21 protein-coding genes are annotated in these 20,142 nt (G+C 52.1%); 20 read left to right on the top strand and 1 reads right to left on the bottom strand.

Annotated features, from left to right (window positions below):
* Window position 1 precedes the first annotated feature (1 nt).
* From R3I13_RS12065 to R3I13_RS11990, 16 genes are all read left to right on the top strand, one after another.
* The gene (locus R3I13_RS12065; protein WP_346318209.1) at window positions 2-430 is read left to right on the top strand and encodes a hypothetical protein; all 429 of its coding nucleotides are present in this window, start codon (window positions 2-4) and stop codon (window positions 428-430) included.
* Entirely contained in the window at window positions 417-2,096 is a 1,680-nt protein-coding gene (locus R3I13_RS12060; protein ID WP_346318208.1) for a DEAD/DEAH box helicase, read from the top strand. Before R3I13_RS12065 ends, R3I13_RS12060 begins: the two co-directional genes overlap by 14 nt.
* A 2-nt stretch (window positions 2,097-2,098) precedes the next feature.
* Window positions 2,099-2,410 carry a hypothetical protein gene (locus R3I13_RS12055; RefSeq protein WP_346318207.1) on the top strand — a complete coding sequence of 104 codons (312 nt, stop codon included), beginning with the start codon at window positions 2,099-2,101 and terminating at the stop codon, window positions 2,408-2,410.
* 3 nt (window positions 2,411-2,413) lie between these two features.
* Entirely contained in the window at window positions 2,414-2,611 is a 198-nt protein-coding gene (locus R3I13_RS12050; protein ID WP_346318206.1) for a hypothetical protein, read from the top strand.
* A complete protein-coding gene (locus tag R3I13_RS12045; RefSeq protein ID WP_346318205.1) occupies window positions 2,611-3,435 on the top strand; it encodes a DUF1376 domain-containing protein in 825 nt (274 codons plus the stop codon). Before R3I13_RS12050 ends, R3I13_RS12045 begins: the two co-directional genes overlap by 1 nt.
* On the top strand, window positions 3,350-4,924 hold the full coding sequence (dnaB, locus tag R3I13_RS12040) for a replicative DNA helicase (RefSeq protein WP_346318204.1): 1,575 nt from the start codon (window positions 3,350-3,352) through the stop codon (window positions 4,922-4,924). The genes R3I13_RS12045 and dnaB overlap by 86 nt, the downstream gene beginning before the upstream one ends.
* Window positions 4,924-5,361 carry a DUF559 domain-containing protein gene (locus R3I13_RS12035; protein WP_346318203.1) on the top strand — a complete coding sequence of 146 codons (438 nt, stop codon included), beginning with the start codon at window positions 4,924-4,926 and terminating at the stop codon, window positions 5,359-5,361. The genes dnaB and R3I13_RS12035 overlap by 1 nt, the downstream gene beginning before the upstream one ends.
* Entirely contained in the window at window positions 5,358-5,747 is a 390-nt protein-coding gene (locus tag R3I13_RS12030) for a hypothetical protein (RefSeq protein WP_346318202.1), read from the top strand. Before R3I13_RS12035 ends, R3I13_RS12030 begins: the two co-directional genes overlap by 4 nt.
* Window positions 5,748-5,859: 112 nt before the next feature.
* Window positions 5,860-6,228, top strand: a complete 369-nt coding sequence (locus R3I13_RS12025) for a hypothetical protein (RefSeq protein WP_346318201.1) — start codon at window positions 5,860-5,862, stop codon at window positions 6,226-6,228.
* Window positions 6,225-6,533 carry a hypothetical protein gene (locus R3I13_RS12020; protein ID WP_346318200.1) on the top strand — a complete coding sequence of 103 codons (309 nt, stop codon included), beginning with the start codon at window positions 6,225-6,227 and terminating at the stop codon, window positions 6,531-6,533. Before R3I13_RS12025 ends, R3I13_RS12020 begins: the two co-directional genes overlap by 4 nt.
* 559 nt (window positions 6,534-7,092) lie before the next feature.
* Window positions 7,093-8,562: a hypothetical protein gene (locus tag R3I13_RS12015; protein WP_346318199.1), complete on the top strand. Its 1,470-nt coding sequence runs from the start codon at window positions 7,093-7,095 to the stop codon at window positions 8,560-8,562.
* Window positions 8,563-8,588: 26 nt separating this feature from the next.
* Window positions 8,589-8,825 (top strand): hypothetical protein, encoded by a 237-nt coding sequence (locus tag R3I13_RS12010; RefSeq protein ID WP_346318198.1) that lies wholly within the window; start codon window positions 8,589-8,591, stop codon window positions 8,823-8,825.
* A complete protein-coding gene (locus tag R3I13_RS12005; RefSeq protein WP_346318197.1) occupies window positions 8,825-9,280 on the top strand; it encodes a hypothetical protein in 456 nt (151 codons plus the stop codon). The genes R3I13_RS12010 and R3I13_RS12005 overlap by 1 nt, the downstream gene beginning before the upstream one ends.
* Window positions 9,216-10,517: a hypothetical protein gene (locus R3I13_RS12000; RefSeq protein ID WP_346318196.1), complete on the top strand. Its 1,302-nt coding sequence runs from the start codon at window positions 9,216-9,218 to the stop codon at window positions 10,515-10,517. Before R3I13_RS12005 ends, R3I13_RS12000 begins: the two co-directional genes overlap by 65 nt.
* Window positions 10,514-11,041 (top strand): hypothetical protein, encoded by a 528-nt coding sequence (locus R3I13_RS11995; protein ID WP_346318195.1) that lies wholly within the window; start codon window positions 10,514-10,516, stop codon window positions 11,039-11,041. Before R3I13_RS12000 ends, R3I13_RS11995 begins: the two co-directional genes overlap by 4 nt.
* Window positions 11,038-11,229, top strand: a complete 192-nt coding sequence (locus tag R3I13_RS11990; protein ID WP_346318194.1) for a hypothetical protein — start codon at window positions 11,038-11,040, stop codon at window positions 11,227-11,229. Before R3I13_RS11995 ends, R3I13_RS11990 begins: the two co-directional genes overlap by 4 nt.
* A 32-nt stretch (window positions 11,230-11,261) precedes the next feature.
* Here R3I13_RS11990 and R3I13_RS11985 read toward each other — a convergent pair whose 3' ends face one another.
* Window positions 11,262-11,435 carry a hypothetical protein gene (locus R3I13_RS11985; protein WP_346318193.1) on the bottom strand — a complete coding sequence of 58 codons (174 nt, stop codon included), beginning with the start codon at window positions 11,433-11,435 and terminating at the stop codon, window positions 11,262-11,264.
* Window positions 11,436-11,580: 145 nt separating this feature from the next.
* Here R3I13_RS11985 and R3I13_RS11980 point away from each other — a divergent pair, with 145 nt between their 5' ends.
* From R3I13_RS11980 to R3I13_RS11965, 4 genes are all read left to right on the top strand, one after another.
* Window positions 11,581-14,709: a hypothetical protein gene (locus R3I13_RS11980; RefSeq protein WP_346318192.1), complete on the top strand. Its 3,129-nt coding sequence runs from the start codon at window positions 11,581-11,583 to the stop codon at window positions 14,707-14,709.
* Entirely contained in the window at window positions 14,709-16,694 is a 1,986-nt protein-coding gene (locus R3I13_RS11975; protein ID WP_346318191.1) for a hypothetical protein, read from the top strand. The genes R3I13_RS11980 and R3I13_RS11975 overlap by 1 nt, the downstream gene beginning before the upstream one ends.
* Window positions 16,695-16,807: 113 nt before the next feature.
* Window positions 16,808-18,616 carry a hypothetical protein gene (locus tag R3I13_RS11970; RefSeq protein WP_346318190.1) on the top strand — a complete coding sequence of 603 codons (1,809 nt, stop codon included), beginning with the start codon at window positions 16,808-16,810 and terminating at the stop codon, window positions 18,614-18,616.
* Window positions 18,613-19,866, top strand: coding sequence for a hypothetical protein (locus R3I13_RS11965; protein ID WP_346318189.1), 1,254 nt, complete (start codon window positions 18,613-18,615; stop codon window positions 19,864-19,866). The genes R3I13_RS11970 and R3I13_RS11965 overlap by 4 nt, the downstream gene beginning before the upstream one ends.
* The last annotated feature ends 276 nt before the right edge of the window (window positions 19,867-20,142 follow it).

Below are 20,142 nucleotides of genomic sequence, written 5' to 3'. Positions count from 1 at the left end.
TATGGAATTGAAAGAATTTAATTCAACCAACACGGCCACACGGGTAAAACACCCCGCCATTGGCATGAACACAACGTCTGGCGTGTTTTCTTTCAACGAGGCAGCGTGTGAGTTGCTTTCTTTGTCTCCAGGCTGCGCCGTTGTTCTGCATCAGGATCAAAAGGAAAAGGAAAACTGGTACGTCGAAAAGCTTTCGACCAAGGAAGTTGAGCGCGGTTTCGTGCTACGCGGCAAAGACGCAAAGGTTGGCCTTTCTTTTAACAGCACCACCCTGGCACGGCAGATTTTCGAATCCGTAAACATCAGCTCGTCCAGCGGGAAAATGTTGTTGGCTGGGCAGTTCACCTCGTTAGAGAAGCGAAAGCTTTTCGGTATTCTCACCTGTTCATTCAAAGAAACTAGCCGACAAAAAACAGATGCAGATCATTGAGCACGATACCGAATTTCACATCCGCTTTGAATACAACCAGTATTTCAAGCGGAACACCGAAGCAGTTAAGGCCCTGCCTGGCCGCACCTGGCTGCCTACAAAAAAGATCTGGCGGGTGCCGGCCTACGCCAAGGCCGCCGTCTACGAACTGCAGCACACGCACCGCGCGGTAATTTCCAAACCCGAGCACCTGGCGCCGGAATCTTTCGGGGAGGTTGCGCCGATGCCCGAGCTTACGACCGATCTACCATTGAAAGCGGAACTCCGCCCTTACCAGGGGCAGGGCATAGCCCGCGGCATGGAGCTGCGGCGGCTGATCATCGGCGATGAACAGGGGCTTGGCAAAACCCTCCAGAGCATCGGCACGGTGGTGGGTATTGAGCACGCACTGAAGCAGGCCGCGTTCCCTTGCCTGGTTGTCTGCCCGTCTTCCACGAAGGTGAACTGGCAGCGCGAATGGGCGAAGTTCAGCAACAAAAGGGCGATGATCCTCAACGACAAGATCCGCAACACCTGGCCGCAGTACTGGAACGTGGGAATGGTGGATGTTTTTATCGTCAATTACGAGAGCCTGAAAAAGTTCTTCGTAGAATACATGCCGGAAAAGAAGGGCAAGCAGGCCAAAGGCGCTATGCACAGCTCGGAGATCATCATGAAAAAGACCATCGACCTGTTCAAGACGGTGATCATCGATGAAAGCCAGCGATGCAAGAACCCGGGGACCGTCCAGAGTAAGCTGGCGCTGCGCATCTGCCACAAAAAGGAGAACGTCATCCTGCTCAGCGGTACACCGGTGGTGAACAAGCCGGTGGACCTGTTCCCTCAGCTGGCGATCATGGGCCACGCCGGCACATTCGGCGGCAAAAAGGAGTTTCTTAACCGGTACTGCGAAGGCGGGAGCGGGGCCAACAACTTGCGTGAGCTGAACTTCCTGCTGAACCAGCACTGCTTCTTCCGCCGTGAAAAAAAAGACGTTGCCAAAGACCTGCCCGAAAAGCAACGCCAAACGTTCATCTGCGATATCACCACCAGGGACGAGTATAACCGTGCCAAAAACGAGTTCACCAAGTTCCTTAAGGAAAACGGGTGCGACGATGCCGAGGTAGCCAAGAAGTTGCGCGGGGAGATCATGGTGAAGATGGGAGTGCTCAAACAGATTTCCGCCCGCGGCAAGCTACGGGAGGTAAAGGAATTTACCGAGGATATCCTGGATGCCGGCGAAAAGCTGATCCTGTTCTGCAACCTTCACTCGATCGTCGATGAACTACGGGAACTGTTCCCGGATGCAGTCACAATCACGGGCAGGGATGATATGGACACCCGCCAGCGAAACATCGACGCTTTCCAGAACGATCCGCGCTGTCAGCTGATCATCTGCAATATCAAAGCCGCCGGCGTGGGCATTACACTTACAGCCTCCAGCCGCGTCGCCTTCGTGGAATATCCGTGGACATACGCCGACTGCGTTCAGTGCGAAGACCGCGCCCACCGAATAGGCCAATCGAACAACGTGATGTGCACGTATTTCCTCGGCGGTGATACCATTGACGAGGATCTATATGAAATGATCCAGGAGAAGCGCCACGTCGCCAACACGATCACCGGCGCCACCGATACCATGGAAATGAACATGGTGGACCGAATGTTGAACCTTTTTAAAATCTGACAATGGAACCTGTAACACTTCGCCGGCCCGATATAATAACGAAGTTCACAGCTATGGCTGAAAAGATATCCTTTCCGGGATTCGGCGAGTTCGAGTTCTGGCTTCACCAAACGGACGACTATTTCGAAGACGGGGAGCCCCAACGTACCTGGGCCATTTCTGACGGTCTTACGGGTGCCCGGTATGTGTACGGGGAAGACAGGACAGATGCAATAAAACGCATGGAGGCCCTTATCCAGAAACAAGGGAAGCGCAAGATTAAGGAAGTGGTCAACACTCTGGCCCAAAGAATCAGGGAAATCGAAAACTGTTAGATCATGGACGCAACTTACCTGCAGAAACGATTTTACCGCCTGCTCGACCTGGCTGAGAAGGTACGGCATCACCAGCGCCGGTATTTCACTTTCAAAACGAGCGCCGATTTAGATAAGGCCAAATATTACGAACGCCAGCTGGACAGGCTGGTGAAGGAAGAGAGAGAAACGAAAGATTCACCGCAGAAGGAGTTGTTTTAATGGAGAAACCATTTTTTAAATTCTATCCAAATGATTGGCTTTCCGCCCCCGAGGTCATCCTGATGACGCCGGCGGAGGAAGGCGCCTATATACGCCTGATTGCCCTCTGCTGGAAAGAGGGCGGGCTTCCCGACGATGACGACCAGCTCGCAGTGCTCTCGCGATTGGGCAAGGCCTGGACAAAGAGCAAAGATCGCCTTCGTGCCTGCTTCGTCAGTGTGGACGGACGGCTCCAACACAAAAGATTGCTCAAGGAGTGGGAAAAACATGAGCAGTTCCGTGAAAAACAGCGCACGAATGGTCAGCGAGGTGGCAGACCTAAAAAGACTGTAAATGAATTACTTGACGAAAACGAGCCAAAAGGGTTGGGTTTTTTTGGGTTACAAAAAATAAAACCCAAAAAAAGCTATTCAAGTTCAAGTTCATATTCAGAAGAAATTATAGAGGGGGAAAATCCCCCTACCGCGCAACCGCAGAGTGGCGGCAATGCAAAACCCAAGAAAACGGTAAAACCACGAATTGCCTTTTTGCCTCCTTCAGAACCCGAGGTTACACTGTACTTCTCCAGCCTAAAAACCGGTGATTGGACCGCTGAGCGTATCGCTCGCCAGGCAGAAAGATTCTACAACCACTACTCCTCGAATGGGTGGCGTGTGGGTAAAAACCCGATGAAGGACTGGCAGGCCGCGGTACGGAACTGGGTCGACAATGATTTCAACAACAGCAAAACCACGAACAATGCAGCACCAGGTGAAGAAAACGACGAATACAGGAAACGGCGACAGGAACAGGAAGCACGGACGCGGCGCCGACAGGAGGAATGACGTCAGCACCATGGTGTACGGCAAGGTGCCTCCGCAGGAGAAGGATCTCGAAGAGGCCGTGCTGGGGGCTGTGATGCTGGAAAAAGGCGCCTTTGACCTCGTTGGCGGGTTTATGAAGCCTGAGTTTTTCTACTACGATGCACACCAGCGGATTTACACCGCCATGCACCGGGTAAACGAGAAAAACCAGCCCGTGGATATTCTCACCGTCGTGCAGGATCTCAAGCAGGCGGGTGAGCTCGAACTGGTCGGCGGACCTTTCGCAGTTACCCGGCTGTCGAACAATGTGGTTTCATCCGCCAACATTGAAGCGCATGCCCGTATCATCCAGCAAAAATTCATTGCGCGCGAATTGATCCGTATTTCCGGTGAAATTATCTCCCGGGCATACGAAGACACCACCGACGTGTTTGACCTGCTGGATCAGGCGGAAACAGGCCTTTTCTCCATATCCTCGGGCCACCTGAAGAACGATTTTTCTAAGATCGACGATCTCTATCGCAACGAAACAGCGGAGCTGGAACGCAGAATGCAGAAAAGGGAGGACATCACCGGCGTGCCCAGCGGGTTTAAGGCCCTGGATAGTATCACCGGTGGCTGGCAGCCGGAAGACCTGATTATCATCGCGGCGCGGCCTTCAATGGGCAAAACCGCCTTCGCCCTCAACCTGGCGCGCAACGCCGCCACCAATGAACGGAAACCTACCGGGGTGGGAATTTTCTCCCTGGAAATGAGCAAGGGACAGGTAACGCAGCGGCTTGTCTCCGCCGAAAGCGCAATTGAGCTGCACAAGATCCGGCGCGGTAAGATGAGCCAGGAAGATCTACAGCAGTTGCACCGCCGCTGTGTTCACTCTATCGCAATGGCGCCAATCTACATCGACGATACCGGCGCGCTGAATATTTACGAGCTGCGGGCTAAGGCCCGACGGATGGTAGAACGGCACGGGGTGGGCCTGATCATCATCGATTACCTGCAGCTGATGAGCGGGTTGGTGGAAGGTCGGAACTCAAACCGGGAGCAGGAGATAAGCAGGATTTCCCGCGAGCTTAAAGGCCTGGCAAAATCCCTTAAGGTACCCGTGATTGCGCTTTCGCAACTGAGCCGCGAGGTCGAAAAGCGGAAAGACGGCCGTCCCCAGCTCAGTGACCTGCGGGAATCCGGCGCCATCGAACAGGATGCCGATATCGTGATGTTTCTGAGCCGCAGCGACTATCAGAAGGCAGGGCACGAAATAGATCCCGAGCTCCAGGGTAACGCGGAGGTGATCATGCGCAAACACCGTAACGGTGAGCTGGACGATATCGCCTTGAAGGCAAACCTGGCCCTGCAGCTGTTTACCGACATCCCCTCGGGGATGGATATTGCCATGGCGGAAAACCGCTTCATCCCGCGGAAGGAAGCGGAAGCCAAATTCGCGCGGCCGGTTCCACTACCGGCAGAGAACACCCTCGATACTACTGAACCTGACGAAGAACTGCCATTCTGATGAAGAAAGCCCGTTTCACGGTTCCTCAGCTGGAAAAAACAGCGTGTGCCCGCCTGAACAAACCCTTGATCGAGGAGCTGAAAGGAGAGAAGCCGAAAAAAAGCAGCACGGTTCCCAGGGAGGACTGCAAACAGGTCCGCTGGATGTGGGGGCAGCTGGTCTGGTGGGCGCACCTGGAGAACATTGAGGTGACGCGCGAGCACCGCTTCCACCCGGTGAGGAAATGGCGGTTTGACTTCGCAGTGCCGGCGTACAAGATCGGCGTTGAATACGAAGGGCTCAACAGCGAAAAATCAGGGCACACCACCCTGGTGGGGTATACGAAGGACACAGAGAAGTACAATGCCGCGCAAGAGCTCGGCTGGCGGGTGATCCGCTTTACGGCAAAGAACTACAGAAAAGTATTAACTGAACTCAATAAACTGATCAAAAAATGAGTCCAATTTTTAAAGAAGTCTTTTACCTGTTCATGGTCGTGGCCATATTCCACGAATTACATGTAGCAATGCGGCCTGTCACATTCCATGAAATTTCAAAAAGCGCCCGGCTCATGAAAGAAGCGGATAAAGAAGCGCAGAACGCATTTATAAAAAAACATCGTGCACCCCTTATTTGGGAGAGACTATATAGTTTTTGGGCGCTTTTGGGCCTGACAACGGCCAACTGGGGTTATTTCCTTGCCCTGCTTGTCCTTTCCTTTATGGTCTCCAGATTTCGGTGCCGCCATTGGGCTTTTGTTCTGGTAGACGCCCTGCTTTCCATCACAATCCTCGTGCTGCTCTTCATTGCACATTACCATGGCATTCACTATATAAAAATTTAATATGAAACTGTTGAACAAAGTAACATTCGACCAGGTGCTGGCCGCAGCAACCAACACATACATCGTATTGGCAGACGACCTAATAAAAAGTTAGACACGAAAAAAATAATATATGAAATTATCTGATCAAGTATGCACCCCGCAGCAGGCAAAACGTCTCAAGGAGTACGGGGTAACTCAGGACAGCCAGTATTACTATACCGCTGAAGGCCTATTCCCCAAACCGTTCGTCAATTTCACGCTGGAATCGTATTCCGCCTTTACGGTCGCAGAACTCGGTGTGATGCTTGGCGAAGGGAGTTTTTCTTACCGGCCGACAAGTTCTGGTTCAAAGTCTTCAAAATGGGCTTGGCGAAACGAGCAGGGAGAATCTGAAAGCCCTTTTGATACTGAAGCTCAAGCGCGGGCGGCGAAATTATTATGGGATATCGGCGCTTACAATATCACCGCCGAAGAAGCGAATAAAAGACTGAAAGCATGAATCTTAAAAACTTCACTTCCGAGGTACCCGCCGACCGCTCCGTCTCCAGGATAGAGCGGCGGCTGGTGGAGATCGGGGCCACCAACATCAGTAAGCAATGTGACGCCGGCATCCTGGCAGCAGTTTCCTTCGTGATACTGCAAAGTGGTACTTCGGTTGCCTTCCGGTTGCCGGCCAGGGTCGAAGCGGTAAAGGCTCCAACAGCGACTAACTTAAATACCCGTGGTAGAACCAAAAAACTGAGATATAAGAGATTGGAAATCAAAGAAATGTCGGTTAAGCTGTCATTTTATCCGAATTTATGACCAAATTTTGGGCAAAGACTAGAGATTTTTGTTACTTTTGTAACAAGAAAGAAGTGCCTTACGGGGCACTCCAATCCAGTAAACTACAGGAAATATTGGGCCAGCGCAAACAAAGCCACAAGAATTTCCAAGGCAAGGAGGATGATTTCACCCACCTTGCGAAAATTAAATCTTTCCATTGCAAGTATTTCCCAGCCTTTTCTGGGGATCTTTATTTATCCAAAACCGCTTCAAACTTCCTACGGTCGGAGCGGTTTTTTTATTTCCTGTAAAATTACATTGTTTTGCGTATTGAAACTCTATTATATACGTAAAGCCCGGAAATTTTTTAGCATAATATAGCATTAAACCTCATCCCTGTAATTCAAAGAACCGAAAATATCTTCAAACTTTATACTTTTTACGCCCGGTGTATGCCAGGAAAGACCATACATAATTTCCCTGAGCAGCAGTGAAGTGTTTCATGTAAGTCAGTGCGCTTGAACGTTTCAATACCGAAATGTATCAAAATGTATACACAAATATACATTCTGTATATTTGTGTCAGAATATGACGGCTATGAACATCAGATCACGGGTAATTAAGACGGAACCGGTAGAATGGCGGAAGCTTCAGTTCCTGCAGGCGGACAACTTCAAAGCATGGACCCCATCGGAGCGCGAAAAATTACGCCAATCCCTTATCAGTAATGAATTTTCTCAACCTTTTTATGTCTGGCAATCCCCGGAAGGGGTGCTTTATTGCCTGGATGGCTTTCATCGGGCGGGTGTGCTGCGCGAGATAGGTGAGGAGGGGACCGTTGTACCTGACCTGCTCCCGGCGACATTCATTGAATGCGCAGATCGGCAGGACGCGGCGCGTCTGGTCCTGCAATATTCTTCAGTATATGCCACGGTAACGGAAAGCGGGATGCTGGACTTCCTGGACGCGTTTGAACTCGGTTTTGAAGATACGACTACACTTTCGCTTCCCGGGCTGGAAATATCCTCAATGTTTCCAGACCGTTTCGACGTTGTTGCTGCGGAATCGCAAAAACAGGAAGCGAGGTCATCGCTGGCAGAACGTTTTATTGTACCACCATTCTCCGTGCTTGATACTCGCCAGGGTTACTGGCAGGACCGTAAGCGTAAATGGCACGCTCTGGGGTTCGATAGTCAGGAGAGCCGTGAGGAAATAGATATCATTTCCCCGTCAGGGCAACCGCCCGCAATCTATGCGTTACGCAACGAAATGCGGGAAAAGCAAGGGAAAGACCCCAGCTGGCCCGATATACTTGCTGAAGCGGACCGCCGTGGCATTCATTACTATTCCGGCGCCAGCGTTTTCGACCCCGTGTTATGTGAAGTGCTTTACACCGGGTTCTGCCCGCCAGCTGCTACCGTGCTCGATCCTTTTGCCGGTGGATCAGTACGGGGCATTGTTGCCGGCGCATTGGGTTATCAGTACCATGGTATTGATCTCCGTGGTGAACAAGTTACCGTTAACAGAAAACAGGCGACTGCACAAGAGCTCTCTGTTTTGCCAATTTGGTACCAGGGGGATAGCGCCAATATTGAAAATATCCTCCCCAATGATCACCGTTCGGATTTCCTGTTTTCCTGTCCGCCTTACTTTGACCTGGAACATTATAGCGACGACGGCGCCGACCTTTCCAATATGCCGTGGGATCAATTTTGTGACATATATCGGTCAATCATATGTAAAACCGCCGCTACGCTTAACGATAAACGCTTTGCATGCTTTGTAGTGGGAGAGATACGCGATAAACAGGGAGCCTACAGGGATTTTGTGGGGGAGACGATCCGTGCTTTCCGGGAGGCGGGCCTGATTTATTACAATGAGATCATTCTACTGAACACCGCAGGTAGCCTGCCGATCAGGGTTAGTCGGCAGTTTGCAAACTACCGTAAGGTTGGCAAGACACACCAGAACGTACTCGTTTTCTACAAAGGTGATCCCAAGGCCATAAGCCGGGAATTTCCCGCATTGGAAATCGCAACGCAGGAAGACTGCGCGCCGGTATTATAGGTTTACCCGCTCAAAAAGAGCGGATTATGACAAATAATGAAAAGGTTTTATTCATGGAAGAAATCAAAAAGATTGTTATTGGCTACCTGGAGGAACAAAGGGATATTAACATTGACGCGCTTCAGGCTTACGCAAACCCGCTTCAGGATGATGACCCCGAGGTGAAGCGCATGCGGGAAACCGAAGCTATCCGTTTGCGCGACCGGGTGAATGAGCTCAAACGGCATATTGCCGTAATAAAACGCATGATACCATCTGTCTAATGCCGAAAACCGGGAAAGTGGAATATGAGCGTAGGATCTTCGCTGTCCAAGGATGGATCGTGGAAGGCGTGCAAAGCAGCCTGATTATACAGCAGGTTCTGAGCCAGGGGTGGTGCACATCTATCCGGCAGGCGGAGCGTATGCTGGCAGAAGCGCGAAAGCGCTGGACGGCGCACGAAGCCAACAGCATCGAAGAACGGCGCCTTCTAAAAATCGTGGAGCTGAAGCACCTAAAGCGCACCTTGAAACCGGAATATAAAGGCACGCCGGCGGGTCTAAGGTCCCAGCTGCAGGTTGATAAAGAAATCATCAAGCTGGAGGGGATTACCCCGACAAAATCAAAAGACGATGTGCCGGATCATATAACAGAGGTAAAAATTACAATCGTACGTGCAAACAGAAATAACCCTACAGCTGGGCAGTCTCCTGCCGCACCAGCAACAAATGAAGGATGAAGCCAAACGCTTCAACGTCGTTTGCTGCGGGCGCCGTACCGGGAAGACGGTGCTGGCAGAGGATTTATTGCTGGAACCGGACCGTGACGATAATGGCGCCCTTGCAGGTTATCCTGTGGCTTATTTTGCACCAACCTATAAAATGCTACAGGAGGTGTGGCGCTCGGTGGTAGCTACAAGCCGGCCCGTTACTCGGCACAAATCCGAAGTAGAGCACAGGCTGGAGCTGATTACCGGCGGAACGATCGATTTCTGGTCGCTCGACAAGATCGACGGGGTACGTGGCCGTAAATATAAACGCGTGATCATCGACGAGGCAGCCATGATTTTGTACTTGAAAGCCGCATGGCAGGAGGTAATCCGGCCGCTGCTGACAGATTATCGAGGCGACGCCTGGTTTATGTCCACTCCCAAAGGGAAAAACTTCTTTTACGAGCTGTTTACCTATCACGAGAAATTTCCAGACGAGTGGAAGTCCTGGCAGATGCCGACATCTGTAAACCCTGTGATCGATAAACAGGAGATCGAAGCAGCTCGTCGGACACTGCCGGCCCTGGTGTTCGCTCAGGAATACCTGGCACAGTTCATTGTGGATAACGTTACACAATGGCTTTATGCCTTTGAAGGAGCCAAACATGTCCGGAAGCATTTACCCATCATAACATCAATGCCGGTATACCTGGCATGGGATTTTAACCGGGAGCCCTTGACCTGTTCGGCTTGGCAGCATTCCCCGACGATGGGCTTACCTTCCTCTTTCATCCATGGAATAAAGGAATTTGGAGGCAATTTGCAGCTTCGCGAGCTATGCTTGCAGATTAAAAGTTTCTTCCCGTTCAGCCCGTTATTCGTAACCGGGGACAGTAGCGGAAATAAAGGGGATGTTGCGTATGAAAGCAGGCATGATTCGGCTTACTCGCTTATTGCGGGCTACCTGGGTCTCAGCAGGAAGCAGGTACAACCAAATAAAAGCAACCTGACCCACGAGAACAGCCGCCTGTTGATGAACACGATGTTCCAAAATTACCCCAACCTGTATATCAACGGCCAAGAATGCCCGAACCTGGTGAATGATTGTGAAATAGCCACGGTAGACCCGAACAAGCCGCATCACCTGTTAAAAGACCGTGAGCTGTACAAGATGGATTATTTCGACGGCAGCCGGTATTATTTCCAGCGTTATTTCCAAAAATTCGCCCATAAACAGTATTTCCGACACTTAAATAATGAAGAATGAATTTCGCCAATAACCCGGCCTTCCGCCCAGCGTACCCAAACCCGCTGCCGGCCGGCTACCAGGGCCCAATCTTTTACGAACCCGTAGAAGACACCGCCTACCATCAGTCCCGTTATGTTGCCGCCACCGCGGGCAATATTTACGCCGCCTGCGGCATTACGCCGGAGCTGCAGGATAAGATCCTCGAGGAGATGGAAAGGGCAGTAAACGCCAACAAACTGGCCGAGGTGGCGGTTTGGATTAACAACCTGAAGTACCGGCGCAAGTACCCGGTGGATGAAGACGCAGCGCTGCGCATGGCGGTGATCTTTTTCTTCCTGGAGGGTGAGGACCCGAATAAGATGGAGCCACACTGGACAGAACATAAGCTGAGCTTGGTAAAGGAGGACCCGGCGGCGTACTCTTTTTTTATGGCGCGGGGGATCGCAAGTATCGAAACATACAGCGCATCGCCCGCGGCCAATTCCCAGGATTATTTGACGAAAAGAAGGTTGGCGCTGGAGGCCCTGACACCACAGCGGTGAACCTGCAGGTTGATGAGCTGTACACGGGCTACAGCCAGCAGGCCTTAGTGATGGCGCAGGGAGATTTCGAAAAGGCGGATTACCTGCTAAATTGCAGCTGGTTTGAGTATATGTACCGGCGGGATCAACACCGGCGGTACCAGGAGTGGTATGAGAAGCAGATGAAGACTGTAACAGGAAAAGGATAAGCCCGGATTCCCCGGGCGTATCTTTAATGAGACTAAGCCTTTTTCATCATTTCCTGAATGTCTTTTAATGTATGCCCTACTGCGATTTCGGCGCCCGGTAATAAAAGAGTAGCTCCTCCTGTAATGTTGTTTTCGGTAATTCTCGTAACCAGGTCCATATTTACCAATTGGGGGCCATTCGCGGTGGAAAAGAGTAAATAATTCATATCATTCCAATGTTTTGGTGAAAGGCAAAGATAGTATATTCCCAAATTCCGTAATTTCGTGGCGTAGGCGGGCGACCGCCTTAAAAACATCGTAGTAGGCCTTTCTTCCCGCCTTAAGAGGAGCTCACCCGCACAAACTACTACGATGGCTGAAGATATTCTCGACATAATTCACCGCATCACCTACGACATTGATTCCTCACCGGTTAATAAGGCCACGGCCCTCATTACCACACAGATCGCCGAGGTAGACCGCCTGGAGAAGGAGATCAAACAACTTTCCGCGGAGTTCGCGAAGTCGGCCACTACCGAGATCCAGAAGCGTGAGCAGATCATGCAGAAGATCAATGCCAACCAGAAGGCAGTACAGGCGCTCAATGGCCAAATCCAGGAGCAGATCATCAACAACAAAGAGCTGCATAAGGTGCTGGAGCGTGAGCAAGGCATTATTGGGTCCATGACTGCGCAGCTGAATGTTTTGAAGAAGGCCAGGGAAGCGGCTACCAGCCCGCAGGCAATCCAAAATTATAACCGCCAGATTGCGGACCTTGAGCAACGCATGGGGCGTGCTACACGGTTGCAGGGCGCTGGCGGCGGTAACCCTGTACCTTTCACTACTGCGCTGAGCAACATCGCCCGGGATGCTCCCTTCGGGCCAATCGGTTATGTAAACAATATTACACAGGCGACAGATGCATGGGCTTCCCTGAACAAACAGACGGGTAGCACTGCAGCGTCTTTGAAGTTGGTGGCTGCCAGCCTAATCGGGCCGGCGGGCATCGCGTTCGGGATCTCCACTGTTACATCCTTGCTCACCTTCCTGATCATGAAGTATGGTAGCCTGGGCAATGCGATCGAGGAGCTGTTCGGCTCGCTCACCCAAGCAGAGAAAGCCCAGAAGGCGCTGAATGCCGCCATGAAGGGAGGTAGTAAAGAATTCGAAAAGGCTTCCGCCGCTGTCGGGAAACTTAAGAACGACATTCAGCTTGCCAAAGAAGGTATTCTCGACAAAGAAAAAGTAGTAAAGGAATACAACGAAACTATCGGTAAGACTACTGGAGCAGTGAAAACCCTCGATGAAGCCGAGCAGCAGCTGGCCAAAAATGCGGATGCATATATAAAATTCACTCTTTTAAAAGCCGCCGCAAACAGTGCACTGGAGGATGCCGCAAAAAAAGCATTTGAACGGGAAATGCTACGTCGAAAGCAGGAATCGGAGTTTGTAACTGCAGGCGATAAATTACTACTGCCATCGGGAGGGACACCGTCCCCTGGATTTAACCCCAGTTTACAGCAACAAACCCAGCAAGCTTCCGCGAGCTTCCGGGCTGCACAGGGTCAGAGAAGGAAGGCAGAACAGGAAGCCGAAATAACGGAAGAGTTGGATTTAATGGAGGGTATAGCGAAAGACCTGAACAGAAAGGCAGCGGAACTTGCAAAGAAATATGGCTTTGATTTCTTTACTGAGTTGCAAAAAAAGGGGAAAGAAGCTCCCGAAAACGTTTACCAGCAAAAGCTACTTGAACTCCGCGCACGCCTCGCTGACCTTACCGCTGAAACCTTCCAGTCGGACGATACCATTCGGGCAAAGATCGCCGCAGAGGTAGAAAAAGGAAACGCAGAGCTCGAACGCCTTTTTAAGGATAAAAAGCTCACCGCTGGCCAGCGGGACAACCTCCGGGCCCTGGTCGGTGCGATCGGGGACGCAGAGCTGGAAAAGGAGCTGGAAACCTTCAACAAAAAGCGGATGGACGCCCGCCAGAAAATAGACGATGAGCTTAACAGCCTCATCATTTCCGATTCAGAACAGCGTACACAGCTTATCCGAGACGATTTTGACCGCCAATCCGCGTTGATGGACCTAGAGGCCAGCAAACAGGCTGAGGCGCTGCAAAGGGCCAAAAGGACCCTTCTGCAGGAAAATGAGGACCGACGGTCAACAGGTCTGATTTCTGAGGTGGACGCCCGCAGCAATGCTGAAGTAATTGAGCGCATATATACCAGCCTGTTTGAAGCCCTTGGGCTTAAGCTCGCCCGACAAAGGCAGGATCTTTCCTTTTCTCTTTTCGACGAAGCCCTAAGCTTCGGTAAGACCTTCTTTACGCAGGAACAGGCTGAGGAGGCCGAACGCATGGCTGACGAGCTGCAAACCCTTTCTGCCTTGTACGTCGGTGGGAAACTTTCCTATGAAAAGTACCAGGAAGGCCTTGATAAAATACAGCGGCAGGGTGTGGCCAACCGGCGTTCGCTGAATATCCGCGAGGCTGAGGACGAGCTGCGTATTTTCCAGCGACGACTTACCGCGGCGCAGGAGTGGGGCTTGTCCGAAGAAGACATCGATGCCCTCGAACGCAGGATCGCAGAATTGCAAACCCAGATCGCCCAGCTGAAGGGCGAAGCGGCACAGGCGGGAGCCACTGATACCAAAACCGCCAAGGACAAACAAAGCGAAAACATCCGTCAGCGCATCCAGTTGTTCGGCGAGCTGATGAACGCCGGCATCCAGGCTGCGCAGAGCATCGCAGCTGCAGAGGAACAGGCAGTGGCCCGGCAAATCGCTGCGCAGGAACGCAGGGTGGAGCGTGCGCAGGCTATCGCCGACCGCGGCAACGCTAAGATCTTGCAGGAAGAGGAAGAACGCCTGCAAAAACTCAACCAGGAGCGGGAGAAGTTTGCTCGCCAGCAAACAGCCCTAAATGCTATACAAACAGCTTCCGCATCATTGCTAGCAGTCGCGAATGCTGCTGCAGTTGGCGATGGATACTCAGCGGCAGCCCGCGTTATTGCCGTTATTGCTGCACTTGGCGCGGGCTTCGCTGTAGTTAAATCCCTTACCCAAGAATCCACTCCCGGCTTCCGGGATGGTGTAATTGACGTGCGGGGGCCAGGCGGTCCAAAAAGCGATTCTATCCCGGCGCGCCTTTCCCGTGGGGAATCCGTCATGACGGCAGAGGCCACTGCGAAGCACAAGGAAGAGCTGAAAGCCATGAATGAAGGGAAATATATCTCCCGTATCGACGCAGCCAGGATCACGGCGGAAACGCAGGCAATGCTGAATCGCCCTAAAGCCCTCATGCCGATGCCGATCACCACCCCGGTTGTGGTTATCAATCAGGGAAGCTCGGCGGATTACCGCGCGTTGCAAAAAGAGGTTCGTGAACTCAAAGAAGCGTTTCTTTCCCGTCCCACCAGCACATGGTCCATGGACAGGCGCGGTTTTATCGCATCCTATCAAGATGAAATTAAATTTCAAGACAATCTTAAACGGTTATAATGGCGCTGCGCATCTATCTCCGGCATTTCCAGATCTACGACGTTAACAACGCGCCTATCTTTTACGACGGCCCGGGACCGCTCCAGCTGAAAACATACCCCGGCACCGTGTCGCAGACCACCTGGAAGGACTTCACCGCCAACAGCGACCTGGACAAGATCCGGCTTTCCTGGGTAGAGAACAACACCGATGACGGAGGCACCAACGTGCAGGCAGGCATTTCCTCGCAGATACCATTTTACGGCGCCGCCGCCGATTTCATCAAAGAATGGCTGAATGATCACGTGGCCGCGCCGCTGAACGCGGTGGAAGCCATCCTTGAGGATCACGGTTGCGGCAAATTTTCCAGCTTCCTGATAAAAAACGATGGTCTGCGCTACTGTGAGGATGGCCACTGCGAGGTGGAGGTTACGCTGAAGCAGGCCGACAGCCCTTATACCTGCATTCAAAAGACCTTGATCACGGATAACTGGCAGGGCTGGTTCCCGGCAGGGGAGAACCCGCTAAATGCCGGGAAAAAACACCCTCGTTTCGCTTACTGTGACGAGTTTAGGCCTGCCTTCTTCCTTGGACTGCTGTTTTCCTGCATCAGCATGATCGCGCTGCCCATGTATATACTGAGCGTAACCTTGGTGCCGGTGGTTCTAGCCATCATTACAATCGTCTCGGTTGTAGTGCGCAAGCTGAAGAAGCTGCGAGACCAGCTGAAGGATATGACAGGGTGGGGGCCGGTGACCGAAGCCATACGCAAAATGTACCTCAACGCCTCAGGGTGCGGCCGGGAAATGCCCGCCCCGCTGATCCGCGATTATATCGCCAACGTTTGCGATCGCTGCAAGATTCAGTACAGCAAAGAAACGGTTCCTATATTTTTCGACCCTGCCAGCCCGTACTACAACCTTACCTGGTACCAGGCGGAGCTGGAAAAGGGCTTCCGCAAAGACAACGCCGACCAATACTGGATACCTTCTAACGATCCACTGCTGACGCTGGACCTGTTCCTGAACCAGCTGCGGCCCGTGTTCAATGCCAAATGGGAGATCAAGGGACAAACGCTCATCTTCAAACGAAAGGACCAGTTCGATCAGTCAGTAGTGTTCGATTTTACCGGCCCTGACCGCCATAAGCTGGTGGCGCCGATATGTTATGAATGGAACGGAGAAAAGAAACCCGCTTATGCGCGTGCGGGCTACAGCCCGGATGCCACCGACACCGTGGGCAACGACGCCATGGCGCGGTTCAACACGTTCGTTGAGTTCAACAACCCGCTGAACCCTATTCTCGAGGGGGAAATGTCGAAGATTATCAATTTCGCGCCGGCGCGCTTCCGCTTTGATGGTGTGGCCAGCGATTATATAGAGGATGCAGCCAAATCCATGATCGACCTCACCGGTAACCTGCTGGAGCTGATCACGCATAACTTCCGCGACACGTTCCGCGAGCTTAAGAATGGCGTGCTCCTGGTGAAAGATGACAAGGTGATGATGCCGAAGCTCCTGTTGTGGAATGGCGAAAGCTACCGCGATGCGCGGGTGGTTGGCCCCTACGGCTGGCCGAATAATTTCCCGCAAACCAACCGCATCTACAACCTTGAGAATAAAAGCTATCCGCAGGAACACCCGGATGCCATTGGTCGCAGTGACACCTGCGACCCCGTTTGTTTTAAGGAATATTCCACCCTCTGGAACTGGCCGCTGGTGTTTGATGAAATGTTCCTGGGTAACCTTTGGGACCAATTCCATCAGATCGACGATCCCCGGGTAAACCCGCCGATGAATAAGACTTTCACGGTCCAAATGGAGCTGTGTTGCAGTGACATTGAAAAACTCAGTTTGCTGAACGACTCCAGCCAGGTGAGGATTGGTTCCCGTGTGAAGCTGCTGGATAAAGGCTGGTACCCTTACGGTACTATTAAAAGCATCGAATTGAATTACGATCCGACGGTCCGGGAGGGCCGGTACATACAAATAAAAGGCATACAATGATTTTGCATAAAGACTGTCTTCCGATTTCTAAGAAATGGCTGGATAAGCCCTACTGTTCCCCGTTTGTATTCCCGTGGGAGGTGATGCTGACCGCTCATTTCGGTTGTGAACACTTGGCCAGTCAGGTGTTCGACCTGACGGTGGAGCTGGTGGATGATGCTGGCGAGCCCTCCGGCGTCATCACCAGTTATTTCGACATTGTTGTGGGCTTTGACAGCAACAACAAAAACGTATTCGTCGTTCGCCTGCGTGAGTTTCCGCCGACCATGCCGACTAACTTCCGCCTGATGGTCACCATCACCCATAGCGGCAACGTGATCTACAAGGAAGTGACAGAATCGTACGCGTTTGTAAATGATCAGTGTGTTACTGCATATGTGGTGAGCTCCCTGGATTGGGGCAGGATTGTTGCCGGACGGCTGGTGATCAATGGCCAGCATTACCAGGTAGGTGTGGACGGCACGGGCCTGCCAGTAGGCTACACGCTCGGCGTCAACAATGCCCGGCAGGAGACCAGCCTGGCCGCCGCCGCCGGCCTTACCAATGACATCTATGGCCTCGACGTCGCCGAAAACCGGATTGAATTCCAGAACGCAGGCACAATCTGCGCGAAGGGCTCGTGTAGTACGGATACCATCCTCGTTGAAGGTATTTTCGACTGCAAGGCGCCTGACGGCCGGTTTGTTGGCAGCGTATTTATCCAGGACGAAGCAGCTGAATACTCAGAGGTACGCTTCCGTTACTTTGCACGCCTTTATGCTGACCTGATCCCGCTGTCCGGGGAAATCACGCGCACTATCGCGTTGAACAATAAAGTGCAGCGCACGGAGCGGATCAAGCGTTACCAGCTGGCCGGATACGTGCCGATGCCCAGCTGGCAAAAAGAAGAGCTGGAAACAATCCTGATGGGGGCAAAAGTGTTTCTCAATGGCCGGGAGCTTGTATTCACTACCGGCCGCCCCTTTGAAAGCATCGCTGTGACAGGTATGAGCTTCTGGCTGCTTAAGGCAGAGCTGCAGGAAGTGCTGGAGCGAAAAGAATACAGCTGTGAAGTGGTTTGTTTAACCTGCCTGAAGCCGACAGGACTGTCTTTCGAAATTTTACCGGTGCCGTGCTCTCCGCTTACCGGGCTCCAGGCAACTGTAACCTTGCAAGACGACGATACCGTAACGCTGGAGATCACAGGCGCGAATACGGCGGGAGCCTCACACTTCCTGATCGGTTATCGCGTGCAGGGATCTGGATTGCCGTACACCGCCGTTACTCCCAATCCTGTGGCGCTTCCTGTCCTTGTTAGCGGGCTTGCGCCGGCAGTATATGAAGTGCAGGTAACCAAAGTTGCGGCTGCAAGCAGCTGCGCGCCCCAGGTTGTGGTGAGCAATGCTACCAGCCTGAGCGAATTCGATTACCTGGTAGTTCGGTACCTGTGGACGGATGCCGACGGCCGCGATCTGGACACGTTTACCGGCTTCATCAACACGGGAACTGCGTTTGATAATGACTGGGTAGGCTATGGCCAGGGAGATGGAAAGATACCTGCCGGCGCCTCTGATGCAGACGCATACCTGTTTTGGGCTTCAGACAATACCGCATCCGGTGTGGAAGCCGTCATGGCCAACTTTAAAAAGTTCGTTGAAGACAATGCCGGTACAGCTGACGAGATCAACGTGCGCATGAACGCGGTTTGGTGGTCGCAGCGGCTCACCGGGGACGTGCAGGTCCAACTTACCACGTACCTGGGCGGCACCATGGAGAAGGTCGGTTTCGATTTCGTGAATACAGGGGGCGTGCTGGTAGACCAGGTAACGCTGAACGCGAACGTGGCGGCTGTCAGCCAGACAAAAAACATCATCGATTCCACCGATGTCGCGATCATCCGGTATAATAAACTCACCAAAGAAGCCACAATTCAGCTTGTATGAGACTTGTTAGAGTAAAATGGGACCCGATGCCCCGCAGCACGGCTTATCAATACCAATACCGCGAGGTCGGTACGAATGTTTGGTCTGCTATGACCAGCGGGGGCATGCTGGGCATAGATGGTAAGGTTTATGTAGATCTTCTGCTGGAGGTCGGGAAATCCTATGAGTTCCGCGTTCGTAACGTTTGCCCGGGAGAAATTACGGGATGGTCGCTGCAGGGTATCAACGTATACAGCAACGACGGCGCTTGTTTGACACCTACTGGTGTTACCGTGGAGCAGTTGCCTGGTACTTATAACTTCCGCATTTCCTGGGATAATGCCAGCAATGCCACCAGCTGGAATTTCCGTTATCGCCGCCAGGGTGATCTTACCTGGATTTCCAGCGTACAGAATACGCCTGCGATCACGTTGTCGAACCTGATCATTGGGGCGACCTACGAGTACCAGGTACAAACCATCTGTTCCGGCGCTACAGTCAGCGATTGGGGCAATATCGGTACCCTTCAGGTGCGCAGCAGCACCGCCACGCAGGATTGCCCTATCGCCTACGAAGAGGATTGGACAGGAACTATTAATGGCGGGAAGGATAGCGCCAATACGGTCAAACTGAACGGGGAGCTGGAATTTACGGGGTCCGTATTTCCGGAAGAAGACAGCTACACAGAAGCAGGCAGCGTTGGGCAGTGCTGTGCGCCGCTTACGGACATTGTGATCCTCGTGGACAATGCTCAGTTTAAAGGCGAGATCACCATTACTTCCTCGGGCCAGATCATCGTTTATGTTGAGGACTACGTCGCAGCATCGGCGATCGAATATACATTTGCCAACTTTATGTATCAGGGTTCAGCCGGCACTTGCCCGCCACCGGTACCACCCAATCCCGGTGTCACCGGTATCGTTTCTTTCGGCCTTACGGGCTCAAATTTCGCCTCGCCTATCCAGATGGATGTAACCTTCAGTGGACCGACAACACAGGGGATATCCTTCAAATGGGGCGCCTGCGTGCGCAACACATCAGCGCCGCAGTTGCCGGATTATTGTACGGGCTATACAGGGGAGGAGGCGCAGAATGCCACGCAGGCAACTATAGGGATTGGCACCAGCCACTACCAGCAGTTCTCGACCATCCATTTTGCGGGATATTCATACGGGTTATTATTGAAAATTGTGATCTGGGATATTCATGGCATCTCGCCGGCAGAGCTGCAGAAAGCAGTCGGGGAAAATTACGAGTTGATTTTCCTGTAACATTCGTATTTTTGGGTATCAAACCTGTAGAGGGTACGACCCTCTTTCAATCCATCGTAGTAGGTGTCAACTCCGGCCTTGAAGCGGAAATATTTCAACTTCAAAACTTACTATGATGGGACTTTGCCCAACCGAATGCGCGGGTTTTACATTGCAGCCAATCCTCTCAGCAAACTGTAAACCCGGAGAAAGAAAACTCTGGTTAAAACGCCTGGGCTTCTATAAATGTAATATTACCATCCCTGATCCGGCAACCTGTGCCAATCTGCTGGCACT

The sequence above is a fragment of the Chitinophaga sp. YIM B06452 genome, assembly GCF_039655965.1.
Classification (GTDB): Bacteria; Bacteroidota; Bacteroidia; order Chitinophagales; family Chitinophagaceae; genus Chitinophaga.
The sequence above is the reverse complement of the archived record's forward strand: the minus strand, read 5'-3'. Positions and strand labels throughout refer to the sequence as shown.

What these genes read in the sequence shown, in the direction of transcription:
- R3I13_RS12065 (WP_346318209.1), top strand. Translation starts at nt 2, where the DNA reads ATGGAATTGAAAGAATTTAATTCAACCAACACGGCCACACGGGTAAAA.
- R3I13_RS12060 (WP_346318208.1), top strand. Translation starts at nt 417, where the DNA reads ATGCAGATCATTGAGCACGATACCGAATTTCACATCCGCTTTGAATAC.
- R3I13_RS12055 (WP_346318207.1), top strand. Translation starts at nt 2,099, where the DNA reads ATGGAACCTGTAACACTTCGCCGGCCCGATATAATAACGAAGTTCACA.
- R3I13_RS12050 (WP_346318206.1), top strand. Translation starts at nt 2,414, where the DNA reads ATGGACGCAACTTACCTGCAGAAACGATTTTACCGCCTGCTCGACCTG.
- R3I13_RS12045 (WP_346318205.1), top strand. Translation starts at nt 2,611, where the DNA reads ATGGAGAAACCATTTTTTAAATTCTATCCAAATGATTGGCTTTCCGCC.
- dnaB (WP_346318204.1), top strand. Translation starts at nt 3,350, where the DNA reads ATGCAGCACCAGGTGAAGAAAACGACGAATACAGGAAACGGCGACAGG.
- R3I13_RS12035 (WP_346318203.1), top strand. Translation starts at nt 4,924, where the DNA reads ATGAAGAAAGCCCGTTTCACGGTTCCTCAGCTGGAAAAAACAGCGTGT.
- R3I13_RS12030 (WP_346318202.1), top strand. Translation starts at nt 5,358, where the DNA reads ATGAGTCCAATTTTTAAAGAAGTCTTTTACCTGTTCATGGTCGTGGCC.
- R3I13_RS12025 (WP_346318201.1), top strand. Translation starts at nt 5,860, where the DNA reads ATGAAATTATCTGATCAAGTATGCACCCCGCAGCAGGCAAAACGTCTC.
- R3I13_RS12020 (WP_346318200.1), top strand. Translation starts at nt 6,225, where the DNA reads ATGAATCTTAAAAACTTCACTTCCGAGGTACCCGCCGACCGCTCCGTC.
- R3I13_RS12015 (WP_346318199.1), top strand. Translation starts at nt 7,093, where the DNA reads ATGAACATCAGATCACGGGTAATTAAGACGGAACCGGTAGAATGGCGG.
- R3I13_RS12010 (WP_346318198.1), top strand. Translation starts at nt 8,589, where the DNA reads ATGACAAATAATGAAAAGGTTTTATTCATGGAAGAAATCAAAAAGATT.
- R3I13_RS12005 (WP_346318197.1), top strand. Translation starts at nt 8,825, where the DNA reads ATGCCGAAAACCGGGAAAGTGGAATATGAGCGTAGGATCTTCGCTGTC.
- R3I13_RS11995 (WP_346318195.1), top strand. Translation starts at nt 10,514, where the DNA reads ATGAATTTCGCCAATAACCCGGCCTTCCGCCCAGCGTACCCAAACCCG.
- R3I13_RS11985 (WP_346318193.1), bottom strand. Translation starts at nt 11,435, where the DNA reads ATGAATTATTTACTCTTTTCCACCGCGAATGGCCCCCAATTGGTAAAT.
- R3I13_RS11980 (WP_346318192.1), top strand. Translation starts at nt 11,581, where the DNA reads ATGGCTGAAGATATTCTCGACATAATTCACCGCATCACCTACGACATT.
- R3I13_RS11975 (WP_346318191.1), top strand. Translation starts at nt 14,709, where the DNA reads ATGGCGCTGCGCATCTATCTCCGGCATTTCCAGATCTACGACGTTAAC.
- R3I13_RS11965 (WP_346318189.1), top strand. Translation starts at nt 18,613, where the DNA reads ATGAGACTTGTTAGAGTAAAATGGGACCCGATGCCCCGCAGCACGGCT.